Origin of the sequence: Streptomyces prasinopilosus, assembly GCF_001419695.1 — a bacterium.
Lineage (GTDB): Bacteria > Actinomycetota > Actinomycetes > Streptomycetales > Streptomycetaceae > Streptomyces > Streptomyces prasinopilosus.
The window spans coordinates 1-10,576 of record NZ_LIRG01000111.1 but is presented as its reverse complement, the minus strand read 5'-3'; the positions used below and the strand labels follow the sequence as shown (position 1 = coordinate 10,576).

The following is a 10,576-nucleotide window of genomic DNA, read 5'->3' as shown; positions in this document are numbered from 1 at the left end:
GTGGGGTCCCCGCCCTCCCTACCCGGTGCGCTCCCAGCCCCGGGGCGGCGTGCGGGTGCCGAGGGCGGTGTCGCGGCTGCGGTAGACGACGTACGGGCGGGTCAGGTGGCCGAGGGGGGCGGTGAGCATGTGGACGAGGCGGGTGAAGGGCCAGGCCGCGAGGAGCAGCAGGGCGCTGAGGGCGTGGAGCTGGAACAGCACCGGGACGCCGGTCGTCACTTGTCGTAGCGGTAGCGCCGGACGGGGCCGAGGACGAACACCGCGAAGCAGAGGTACGGCAGGGCGACCCGGAGCAGGGCGCCGCCGGTGCCTGCCTCCGCCGCCGGGGTGACGGTCTGCGCGGGCGCGGTCATCGGGGACCTCCTACGACGGGGCCGGCAGGAACACGGGGGACGCGTACGGATCGAGTCCGACCTGTTCCTCGGGCGGGCCCTGGGCGGCGCGCCGCAGGACGGTTTCGCGGTCGTAGCCGGCGAGGGCGGGCAGGGTGGCGGAGACGGAGTCCAGGACGTGCGCCCAGGGTGAGCCGTCGTCGTTCAGGGCCAGTCGCAGCAGTTCGAGGCCGGCCCGGTGGGGGCCGCGTGGAAACCGCGGGCCCTCCGCCTGCGGGCCCGGGGCCCGTGACCACTCTCCGAGTCCGGGACCCCACGTCCCCAGGGCCCATGGGTCCCTGCCGTCCGGCGGAGGGTCCCTCCGGCCGGGCCCGGCCGTCCCCGCCGCTCGGCGTTCCCGCACCGGTGTCCCATCGGTGCCCTTCCGGCCGGTGCGGGAAACAACGGCTGTGACCGCTGGTGTCCGGTGAGGAACCCGGGGTCCGAGCCGTGCGGACGCGGGCCGGCACGGGGCCGGACGGCCCTGCCCGCGCCCGGTCGCCCGGTCAGTGGGCCCACCCCTGGCCCTGGCCCTGGTCCCGCCCCCGGCCCGGCCGTCGCGCTCCCGCCCCGGGGCCGGGACCGGCCACGGGCCGGGCCGACGCCCGTGGTGTGCGGCCTCCGCCGGAGCCGGAGCCGTAACCGAAGCGGATCAGCAGGTGCGGGCTGCAGCGCCGCCTCGCTCCCGCCACGGCCGCCCGCAGGTCCGGCCACTCCATCGCCTGGTGCAGCACCGAGGTGCGCACCCCGCGCCGGGTCGCCGCGAGCAGGACGCGCTCCAGGGCCTGCCCCGCCCTCAGCCAGTCCTCCGGCCGGTCGTGGGAGGTCCACAGCAGGGCCACCTGCGCATGACGTTCGAACCGTACGGCCGGGAGCCTGGGGACGGGCAGCACTCCGGTGAAGTCCCGCACCGGCATCCGGCCGGACGCGTCCCGCGGGCCCAGGGCGTTCAGGGGAATGCCGTAGGGAGTGCGTTCACCCGGAGGTGTGACCCAGGCGCGCATCTCGCCGGTGCCCGCCGGGTCGGCGGCGTTGCGGGTCTCCGCGGCCTCCGTCAGGTGCAGCAGGCGCCGGGTCCCCATGATGTCGGGGACGTCCAGGTGGGCTCCCTCGGCGCGGGCCGCGCCGATCATCTCGGTCACGACCGGGTCCGGCACGGGACGGCCGGTGAACGGCATCCGGCTGGTGTGGCGGCGCTCGACCGCGTCGTACAGACCGCTCAGGGACAGGTGCCGGTCCGCGGTGGGGCAGGACAGCCGCACCGTGGCCAGCAGGTCCGGGTCGTCCACGGCGGGGCGCAGCCGGACGACGGGATCCCAGCCGAGGTGCTCCGCGGCCACCCGGAGGTTGAAGACGGCCGCGCCCACCGACATGTGCTGGGCACGCCGCAGGGGGTCCGCCCTCGGCAGCTGCCGCCGGCGGTCGGCCCTGACCTGGACCGTCCCGCTGTCCGGGTCCAGGCCGAACCGCCAGGGCTGCGTGTTGTGGATCGACGGGGCCGCCACCGCAGCGGCCAGCAGGGTGTGCACGGCTGCGGCGTCGAGTTCACGGGTCTGCGTCACGGCGGTCACGGCTCCTTCGCAACGGCTCCTCGGCCGGGTTCTCTCTGCTGTGTCCACCCTGCGCCGTGGGACCGCTCCGGAAGGAGGGTTGACCGGCCCCGCACCACGGGCCATGTGGCCCGTTCGGGACCGTCGGCGGCCCGGGACGGGACCGTCAGGTGGTCCGGGCCGCGACCGTCGGGTGGCCGGGAGCGCCGTGGCGAGCGGGACGACGCCGAGGGAGCCGGCCAGGGCGACGACCGCCAGGGCACGGGCGGGCTCCGTAGCCCTGCTCGTCCTCATCCGCTTCCGGCCGTACTGGAGCGCCCGGCTGCAGTCCCCGGGCCCGCCCGGAGGTCACCGGACCGGATGCGCGGGTCCCCGCCGGTCAGTACGGTGGCGTCCTGGGGTGCGACCTTGAACGGAGTGACCCGCCCGGGAGGCGCGGGCCACCGGGCGGTGGAGGCGGCGACATGGCCGGCAAGAAGGCGGCGAAGCTGCCCCGTGCGGCGTACGAGAGCGAGTTGCTGCGTCTGCAGACGGAGCTGGTGAAGCTCCAGGAGTGGGTGCGGACGGAAGGGGCCCGGCTGGTCGTCGTCTTCGAGGGCCGGGACGCCGCGGGCAAGGGCGGCACCATCAAGCGGGTCACCGAGCACCTCAACCCGCGCGTGGCACGGATCGCGGCCCTGCCCACACCGACCGAGCGCCAGCGCACCCAGTGGTACTTCCAGCGGTACGTCGAGCACCTGCCGGCCGCCGGGGAGATCGTGCTGTTCGACCGGTCCTGGTACAACCGCGCCGGGGTGGAGCGGGTCATGGGGTTCTGCACGAAGCAGGAGTACCAGCGTTTCCTGCACCAGTGCCCGATCTTCGAGCGGATGCTGGTGGAGGACGGGATCCTGCTGCGCAAGTACTGGTTCTCGGTGAGCGACACCGAGCAGGAGGCCCGGTTCCGCAAACGGCTGGAGGATCCGGTGCGCCGCTGGAAGCTGTCGCCGATGGACCTCGAGTCGATCACCCGCTGGGAGGCGTACTCCCGGGCCAAGGACACGATGCTGGTGCACACCGACATCGCCGAGGCGCCGTGGTACGTCGTGGAGAGCGACGACAAGCGCCGCGCGCGGCTGAACATGATCGCCCACCTGCTGAGCACGGTGCCCTACCAGGAGGTGGAGCCTCCGGTCATCGAACTGCCGGAGCGCCCGCCGTCCACCGGCTACCAGCGTCCGCCCCGCGACCTGCAGACCTACGTCCCCGACCACACGGGGACCCTCTGATCCGGCGTCCCGGTGACCGGCCGGGGCGGCCGGGTGAGACCCCCGGCCTGCCCGGCGCGCACCCCCTTCCTGCATGATCGGTGGTGGCCCCTCGACCTTCACGGCGGGGAGGCGACTCACCGAACCCGAAGGAGATGGCCTTGTCCATCTGGGAGGCACTGGCGGTCTTCGCCGCCGGCATCGGCGCCGGCACCATCAACACCATCGTCGGCTCGGGCACCCTGATCACGTTTCCCGTGCTGCTCGCCACCGGGCTGCCCCCGGTGACCGCCACCGTGTCCAACGCCCTCGGGCTGATCCCGGGATCGGTCAGCGGCGCCATAGGCTACCGGGCGGAACTCAAGGGCCAGCGCCGTCTGGTCCTGCGGCTCGGCGTGGCCGCGGCGGTCGGCGGACTCACCGGGGCGATGCTGCTGCTCGCGCTCCCCGAGACCGCCTTCGAGACGATCGTCCCCGTGCTGGTCGCGCTCGCGCTGGTCCTCGTCGTGCTCCAGCCCCGCATCTCCGCCCGCGTCCAGCGCCGCCGTGCGCGCACGGGCACGGTCACCAAGACCGACGGTGGGCCCGTCCTCTTCGGCGGCCTCCTGCTCGCCAGCGTCTACGGCGGCTACTTCACGGCGGCCCAGGGAATCATCTACCTCTCCCTGATGGGCATCCTCCTCGAGGACACCCTCCAGCGCCTGAACGCCGTCAAGAACGTCCTCGCCGCGATCGTGAACAGCATCGCGGCCCTGTTCTTCCTGTTCGTCGCCGACTTCGACTGGACCGCCGTCCTGCTCATCGCCGTGGGCTCGGCGATCGGCGGCCAGGTCGGCGCGAAGGTGGGGCGCCGGCTTCCCCCGGCCGCCCTGCGGGCCTTCATCGTCGTCGTCGGCACGTTCGCCATCGTCCAGCTGCTCCTGCGCTGAACCGGCGCTCGCCGGGACGCCGGCTCAGCGGTCGCGGCCACCGCGGCACGGGCCGGGGCCGGCCTCCTCACCGAGGCCGGCCCCGGACGCTTCGCCGGGAGGCGGGAACTGCCCTGTTCACGAGCAGACGGTGTCGTTCTTCGGGACCGTCCCGTCGAGCAGGTACTTGTCGACGATCTCGGTCAGGCACTTGTTGACGCCGTAGGTGCCGTGTCCCTCACCCTCCACCGTGAGGTGGACACCGACTCCCTCGCCGAGAGCGTCCGCCATCTTCTCGGCGCCCTCGTAGGGGGTGGCCGGGTCGCCGGTGTTGCCGATGACGAGAACGGGGCCCGCGCCGTCGGCCTTCACGTCGACAGTGGACGCGTGGCCGCCCACGGGCCAGTCGGTGCAGGCGAGCAGCATCCAGGCGAGCATGTCGCCGAACACCGAAGACGCCTTACGGAACTCGGGAAGCTGCTGGTGCACGTCCTCGACGGTGAAGCGATCCTTGCTGTCGGCGCAGTTCACCGCTGTATTGGCGGGACCGGAATTGGAGTACACGCCGTCGTTGCGCTCGGCGTACATGTCGGAGAGCCACAGCAGCCCGCCGCCCTCCCCCTTCTCGGCGGCCTGCAGGGCACGGTTGAGCCACGACCAGATGTCCTGACTGTAGAGGGCGGTGAGGATGCCCATGCCTGCCTGACCTTGCGTCAGGACGCGGTCGTCGTCTTCCACGGGCAGGGGCTTCGTGTCCAGGCTCTCGAGCAACTCGGTGATCTCCTTCTCACCCCGAGCGGGGTCCTTCCCCTCGAAGAAGCACTCATCCTGCTTCACACAGTCCTCGAGGAAGTTCTGCAGCGCGCTCTCGAATCCCTCCGTCTGGTCGAGGAGGTTTGCCGCAAAGCCCTCGGTGGGATCGACCACCGCGTCGAAGACGGTCCGTCCGACGTTCTTCGGGAACAGATGCGCGTAGACGCCGCCGAGTTGCGTTCCGTAGGAGATACCGAAGTAGTTCAACTTGTCGTCGCCGAGAACCTGACGCATCAGGTCGAGATCGCGTGCGGCCTCCTGCGTGCCGACGTGTTCCAGCACTCCGCCCGATTTGCTCTTGCACGCCCGGGCGTACAGGCTCCCGCCGACGGTGAGGGCCTTCTCCTCCGCCGCGTCGTCCGGCGTCGAGTCCTGTGCCAGCCAGGCATCCATGGCCTTGTCGTCCAGGCACTGCACACCGGCGCTGTTCCCGACTCCCCGCGGGTCGAAGCTGACCAGGTCGTAGCGCTTGTGGAGCTCCAGGTACTCCTCACCCGCGAGGACGGGAAGCGTCGGCACCCCGGCCCCACCGGGGCCCCCGAAGTTGAAGACCAGGGACCCGATCCGCCCCTCACCGGAGTCCTCAGCGGTCTTCGCCCGGACGAGGGCGATATCGATGGTCCTGCCGTCGGGCTTCGCGTAGTCCAGGGGCGCCTTCATGGTGGCGCACTGCCACTTCGTGCCGTCCGGCAGGTCCTCGGGCTTCTCTCCGCCGCCCTGGGCCGCGGACGGGGCGGGGCATGCGGCCCAGTCCAGTTTCTGCTCGCTGAGAGCGGCGGGGACCGCGGGTATCGCGGCGGCTCCGTCGTCCTCGACCTCCGGGTCGCAGGCTGTGAGGGTGGCGGCTGCCAGTACGGCGAGCGAGACCAGGCCGATGGCGGCCCGGGACGAACGGTGGTGGGACATGCTTCTGCCGATCTGAGGTCGTTGTGGGTGGAAGAGGCAAACGCTCATGCGTCGACGTGCTGGTCGTGATCCTGGTCGTGGTGCTGACGACCGGCGCGCCTGTCCCGGCGGGCCTTGTACCCCCGGACGACCGGCGCGGTGAGTACGGTGAACACAAAGGTCACGCTGATCAGGAGGGGATACTTGGACCATGGGCTGTTGACGATCCCGGCCGATTCCAATGCCGAGAGCAATACCCTGTCCACTGGGTAGAGGAGGACGGCCAGAACGGCGATGTGCCAGGTGGGCACCTTCTTCAACGGCTTGGCCGTGACCACCAGGACCAGAGCGGCGGCCAGGACGACGACGACATCGGTTCGTTCCATGCCTCAATCCTTCCGTCCCGGGACCCACTGGGACGTCGACCACCGGAAGGAACGTCACCTAGGCCGCAAGACCTAGACGGGTCACCGGCGCACCAGCCCTCGACGACAGGCGGAGCAGTCCCTCCCCCCTACACTTGCGCCGATGGGAAGGACTCGAGGCCTGCTCCTCCCGGGCCTGTTCGCGTTGGCAGAATCCGCTCTGTGGTTCTTCACCGTTCCGTTGCTGGAGAAGCCTCCGAACACGACGGTGTGCATCACTTACTTCTCTGCCTTGGCATGCACCGTGGTCGCGCTCGAACGACGGACCCGGACACCACTCACCGCTCTTGGCCTTACCCTCACCACGTCCGTACTGGTACAACTCCTGATCCCGCCCGACCTGGTGGGCCTGACGGGCCTGCTGGCCGTCCAGGTGGCGCTCTTCTCCGTGACCGCTCGGAGCGACTGGGCCGTCGGGCTGGGCGCGACCGCCGCAGCCGCCGTTGTCCAACTCCTGCCGGCCACCGTGCAGTACGGATTCAGCAGCGCTCTCGTCCACGACTGGCTCATCACCGTCTTCCTGTGCCTGCCGGCGGCTGCTCTCGGCGCCGGTCGCCGGCACTGGCTGCGGGAACGGCAGGTGACACAACGGCAACTGGCCCGTGCCGAACAGGAACGGGGGCAGGCCGCCGGCACCGAACGGAACCGGCTGGCGAACGAGTTGCACGACATCAGCGCACATCACCTAACCTCCGTCGTGGTGACCGTCGAAGCTGCCCGCAGGCTTGGTGACAGCAGACCCGAACTGGCCACGGAGGCCCTCACGTTCGCCAGCCGCACCGCACGGGAGACCCAGTCCGCCCTGCGCCGTCTCGTGGCGGTCATGCAGGTGGACGACACACCGGCTCCCCAGTCGATGACCGCCTCGATCGAGGCCCTGATCGCGGGCTTCGGCAGACTGGGTCGCCCCATCTCCGTTTCCCTGCCTCCCGATCTGGTCGGCCCTGCGGCGGAGGCGGCCCACGGCATCATCCGGGAAGCTCTGACCAACACCCTGCGCTACGCACCGGGCGCGTCGGTCGGCATTCGGGCGGAGCGATCCGAGGACGCCCTACGACTGACCATTGACAACAGCAAACCGCCGGGCGGTACCGACGGCAGCCAGCCGTCTCTCGGCTCCGGCCGGGGTGTGGCGGGGATGTGGCGACGCGCCGATGCGATCGGCGGGCAACTTTCCGCGGGGCCCCGCCCCGACGGAGGTTGGCGCGTACACGCCGTGCTTCCCGACACCCCGTCCGGACGGCAGTCGGCCGTGGGACGACGGCGCGACTTCACACGCGAGCAGCAGATCGCGGACGGAGCAGTCTTCGGCCTTGTCGCCGCGTTGTCGCTGGCATTCGCCCTGGCAGAGGCGGACGATGTCGGTCACTCGGTCTCGGTCCGCCTGCTGCTCGCGCTGGTACTGACCGTGCACGCGCTGCCGCTGTTGTGGCGCCGACGTGCCCCTTGGCTGACCCTCACGGCGGTCGGGGTCACCGCCCTTCTGTGGCCGGTGCTGCTCCACAGCGGTGTGCTGCCGCTGTCCGCCGCATCCTGTCTCGTGGGCGGCGGACTCGCCGAAGTGGCCGCTGTCTACGGTGTCGCGGCCTACGGTCGCGTGCTGAAACCCGCAACCTCCCCTGACGGCCGGTACGTTCAGCACTCGAGGACGACAGCACTGACGTATCCGCCGGGCCTCCGGATGTCGTTTCTGCCTGTTCCCGCCATGATCCTTTCGTTCGTGGTATCGATGATGGCGGCGTTCACCGCCGACGGGACACTGGTCGGGGAGCCTGTCGATCCCCTCGTTGTGCTGTTCGTTCTCTTGCCGGTGCTGCCTTTGCCCGGCCTGATGTTCACGGCCGCGTGGTTGGCGGGTTGGCTGATGCACATGCGCCGCAGGCGGGAGTTGAGGCGCGAGGACGCAGCGCTCATGGCGTTGCTGGCCGGCAAGAAGGACCTGGTCCACAGTGAGCGGCAGCGGGTCGCCGGCGGCCTGCGGGAGACGGTGCTCCGGCAGACCACTCGGGTGATCTCCTCGGCGGAGGCGGGCAGTCTGGACGACGTCGCCGCCGCCACGAGAGCGACACTGGCCGCCATGCGTCAGCTGCTCGGAAGTCTGGATGCCGCTGCTCCTCAGGGAGTTGACAGCCCCGACGGACGGATGAGTCCGCTTTCATAGGCGAAAATGGTCGCCTGCACACGATCCCGCAGACCCAGTTTGTTCAACACCGCGCTGACATGGACCTTCACCGTGCCGAGGGCGACCCCCAGGCGCTCCCCGATCTCCGCGTTGCTCAAGCCCGTGGCGACCAGCGTCAGAATCTCGCGCTCGCGCTGGGTGAGGCTGCTCAGGGCCCCGGTGCTCTCCGGAGAGACCGGGGCGCCTTGGGCGAAGGCGGCTATCAGACGCCCGGTGACCGCAGGCGCGAGGACGCCGTCACCGGCGGCGACACCCCGTATCGCGGCCAGCAGGGCTTCTGGCTCGGCGTCCTTGAGCAGGTAGCCGGAGGCTCCGGCCCGCAGGGCTTCGTAGACGTAGGCATCGAGGTCGAACGTGGTCAGCACCAGGACTCGGGGGCGACTGCTGTGCCGCGTGATCAGCCGGGTGGCCGTCAGCCCGTCCATGCCGGGCATGCGGATGTCCATCAACACCAGATCGGGCACGAGCTCGGCCGCCATCGCGACCGCCGCGTCCCCTTCGGCTGCCTCGCCGACCACGGTCATGTCGGCCTCGGCCGTCAGGATCGCCGCGAATCCCGCGCGGACGATCGTCTGATCGTCCGCGATCAGCACACGGATACTGATGGCCTTCTCCTCTTCCTGAGATCTTTCGTCCGGGCGGGCCGGATGGGAGGGCGGGGGCCAGTGCCGGGGCACCGCTCACGCCCTTCGGACGGCGGAGGGGGGAGCTCCGCGAGGCGCGGAGGTACAGTGCCGGATCACGCCTGTCCGGCGCGATCCCACCGGACAGGTCCCGGCCCACATGGAGCCCGGTCGCCCGCGTCGTATCCTCCCACGGACGCCGAGCACGGCGTGCCGGACCGGGACACGCCCACGGGCGGCCGGAGTGCCGACTCCCCTCTTCTCCGGAAGAGTCGGGGCTCTCGAATGCCCTGCCTCCAGGCACGGATCACGGGGAAGGGGGCCGAACAGCGCGAGGCCGCGCCCCGGTCGGGAAGGGGCGCGGCCTGAAGGCGGTGGAGTTCGGCGTGGACGGGGACCACCGGCAGGTGGTGGTGTTCCGAGCGGAGCTCAGGCGGGCACGAGTTCGAGGACGGAGATCCGGGTGGCGGACGGCTTGGTGGAGGCCGGTTTCAGTCCGGCTCGTTCGAAGAGGTTCTCGAACTCGTCGAGGCTGCGTTCGCGTCCGGTGGACAGGGCCATCATGTTGAGGTCCATCAGCGGTTCCAGACCGGGTGTGCCCACCTCGTCGACGAGGAGCTCCATCACCAGCACCCGCCCACCGGGCCGGAGGGCTTCCCGGCAGTTGCGCAGAATGCGGACGCAGGAATCGTCGTCCCAGTCGTGCAGGACGAACTTCAGCAGGTGCACGTCCGCGGACGGCACCTCCTCGAAGAAGTCGCCGCCGACGAAGGTGAACCGGTCCGTGACGCCCAGAGTCGCCGCGGAGGTGTCCGCCTCGGCGCCCACGTGCGGGAGGTCGAGGACCACGCCGGTCAGTCGGGGATGCCGCTGCATGAGTGTCTGGACGAGGTTCCCGCCGGCGCCGCCGACGTCCGCGACGACTTCGGTGCCCTTGAGGTCGATCACGTCCGCCAGCCGGTGGGCCAGGCCGTGGGTCATGGCCGTCATGGCGTTGGTGAAGACCTCGGCTTCCTTCGGGGCGGCGGCGAGCCAGTCGAAGATGGGTGCGCCGAGAGCGGCTTCCGCCTGGGTGGTGCCGGTGCGGACCGCGTCCGCCAGCCGCCCCACGGCAGCCAGTGCGACTCGGCCCCGCCCCACAGGGCCAGGTCACGCAGGGAACCCGGGGCGTCGGTGCGCAGGGTGTCCAGCAGGGGCGTACCGGCGAACCGCTTCCCGTCGGTGGAGACGGCCAGACCGAGGGAGGCGCACGCGCGCAGGAACCGGAAGGTCGCCTCCGGGTCCAGGGACTCCGCCTCGGCCACCTCCGCGGGAGTGGCTCCGTCGGCGTGCAGGTGATCGGCGATCCGCAGTTCGGCCGCGGTGCGCACCACCTGGGTGACCCAGTATCCGGTCATCATCTGGAGCATCCGCCCCGTGTCACCCACCGGCCGCTCGATGGAACCCGCCGCGACGAAGTCATGCTCGAACAAAGTCATACCGATGATCGTGGCGCACCGGAAACGCCACGGCGTCGTCCGTACTGAGGAGCACCGACCAGGCCGCAGGACATAGACCGGGCGGCCGGCCGCC

At 71.0% G+C, this 10,576-nt stretch carries 12 protein-coding genes; 3 read left to right on the top strand and 9 right to left on the bottom strand.

The annotated features are described in order from the left end of the window. Positions 1-18: 18 nt before the first annotated feature. From AOK18_RS06005 to AOK18_RS05995, 4 genes are all read right to left on the bottom strand, one after another. Positions 19-219: a respiratory nitrate reductase subunit gamma gene (locus AOK18_RS06005; RefSeq protein ID WP_055693627.1), complete on the bottom strand. Its 201-nt coding sequence runs from the start codon at positions 217-219 to the stop codon at positions 19-21. Beyond that, the gene (locus AOK18_RS32900; protein WP_157865043.1) at positions 216-353 is read right to left on the bottom strand and encodes a hypothetical protein; all 138 of its coding nucleotides are present in this window, start codon (positions 351-353) and stop codon (positions 216-218) included. Before AOK18_RS32900 ends, AOK18_RS06005 begins: the two co-directional genes overlap by 4 nt. Before the next feature lie 10 nt (positions 354-363). After that, positions 364-735: a hypothetical protein gene (locus tag AOK18_RS34015; protein WP_055693626.1), complete on the bottom strand. Its 372-nt coding sequence runs from the start codon at positions 733-735 to the stop codon at positions 364-366. 142 nt (positions 736-877) lie between these two features. Continuing rightward, complete coding sequence (locus AOK18_RS05995; RefSeq protein WP_055693629.1) at positions 878-1,933, bottom strand: Acg family FMN-binding oxidoreductase; 1,056 nt, start codon at positions 1,931-1,933, stop codon at positions 878-880. Positions 1,934-2,385: 452 nt separating this feature from the next. Between AOK18_RS05995 and ppk2 the strand changes: the two genes are divergently transcribed. Together ppk2 and AOK18_RS05985 are read left to right on the top strand one after the other, a co-directional pair. Beyond that, entirely contained in the window at positions 2,386-3,189 is an 804-nt protein-coding gene (gene ppk2, locus AOK18_RS05990; protein WP_055571541.1) for a polyphosphate kinase 2, read from the top strand. A gap of 134 nt (positions 3,190-3,323) precedes the next feature. Further along, entirely contained in the window at positions 3,324-4,097 is a 774-nt protein-coding gene (locus AOK18_RS05985; RefSeq protein ID WP_206281503.1) for a sulfite exporter TauE/SafE family protein, read from the top strand. Positions 4,098-4,214: 117 nt separating this feature from the next. On the opposite strand, the gene AOK18_RS05980 is transcribed toward AOK18_RS05985, so the two are convergent. Both AOK18_RS05980 and AOK18_RS05975 read right to left on the bottom strand, forming a co-directional pair. Further along, on the bottom strand, positions 4,215-5,795 hold the full coding sequence (locus AOK18_RS05980) for an alpha/beta hydrolase (protein WP_055693625.1): 1,581 nt from the start codon (positions 5,793-5,795) through the stop codon (positions 4,215-4,217). A 44-nt stretch (positions 5,796-5,839) separates the two neighbouring features. Next, positions 5,840-6,160, bottom strand: coding sequence for a hypothetical protein (locus AOK18_RS05975; protein WP_055571544.1), 321 nt, complete (start codon positions 6,158-6,160; stop codon positions 5,840-5,842). A gap of 142 nt (positions 6,161-6,302) precedes the next feature. On the opposite strand from AOK18_RS05975, the gene AOK18_RS05970 reads away from it, so the two are divergent. Beyond that, positions 6,303-8,360: a sensor histidine kinase gene (locus tag AOK18_RS05970; RefSeq protein WP_055693624.1), complete on the top strand. Its 2,058-nt coding sequence runs from the start codon at positions 6,303-6,305 to the stop codon at positions 8,358-8,360. Here AOK18_RS05970 and AOK18_RS05965 read toward each other — a convergent pair. The 3 genes from AOK18_RS05965 to AOK18_RS34005 form a co-directional block, all read right to left on the bottom strand. Continuing rightward, positions 8,315-8,986, bottom strand: coding sequence for a response regulator (locus AOK18_RS05965; protein WP_055571553.1), 672 nt, complete (start codon positions 8,984-8,986; stop codon positions 8,315-8,317). The genes AOK18_RS05970 and AOK18_RS05965 overlap by 46 nt on opposite strands. Before the next feature lie 447 nt (positions 8,987-9,433). Next, the gene (locus AOK18_RS34010; RefSeq protein ID WP_240503082.1) at positions 9,434-10,105 is read right to left on the bottom strand and encodes a methyltransferase; all 672 of its coding nucleotides are present in this window, start codon (positions 10,103-10,105) and stop codon (positions 9,434-9,436) included. Next, positions 9,991-10,482 (bottom strand): methyltransferase family protein, encoded by a 492-nt coding sequence (locus tag AOK18_RS34005; RefSeq protein ID WP_240503081.1) that lies wholly within the window; start codon positions 10,480-10,482, stop codon positions 9,991-9,993. Before AOK18_RS34005 ends, AOK18_RS34010 begins: the two co-directional genes overlap by 115 nt. Between the last annotated feature and the right edge of the window lie 94 nt (positions 10,483-10,576).

Bases quoted from the DNA above. Each gene is read 5' to 3' on its own strand.
- AOK18_RS32900 (WP_157865043.1), bottom strand. From the start codon at position 353: ATGACCGCGCCCGCGCAGACCGTCACCCCGGCGGCGGAGGCAGGCACC.
- ppk2 (WP_055571541.1), top strand. From the start codon at position 2,386: ATGGCCGGCAAGAAGGCGGCGAAGCTGCCCCGTGCGGCGTACGAGAGC.
- AOK18_RS05985 (WP_206281503.1), top strand. From the start codon at position 3,324: ATGGCCTTGTCCATCTGGGAGGCACTGGCGGTCTTCGCCGCCGGCATC.
- AOK18_RS05980 (WP_055693625.1), bottom strand. From the start codon at position 5,795: ATGTCCCACCACCGTTCGTCCCGGGCCGCCATCGGCCTGGTCTCGCTC.
- AOK18_RS05975 (WP_055571544.1), bottom strand. From the start codon at position 6,160: ATGGAACGAACCGATGTCGTCGTCGTCCTGGCCGCCGCTCTGGTCCTG.
- AOK18_RS05970 (WP_055693624.1), top strand. From the start codon at position 6,303: ATGGGAAGGACTCGAGGCCTGCTCCTCCCGGGCCTGTTCGCGTTGGCA.
- AOK18_RS34005 (WP_240503081.1), bottom strand. From the start codon at position 10,482: ATGACTTTGTTCGAGCATGACTTCGTCGCGGCGGGTTCCATCGAGCGG.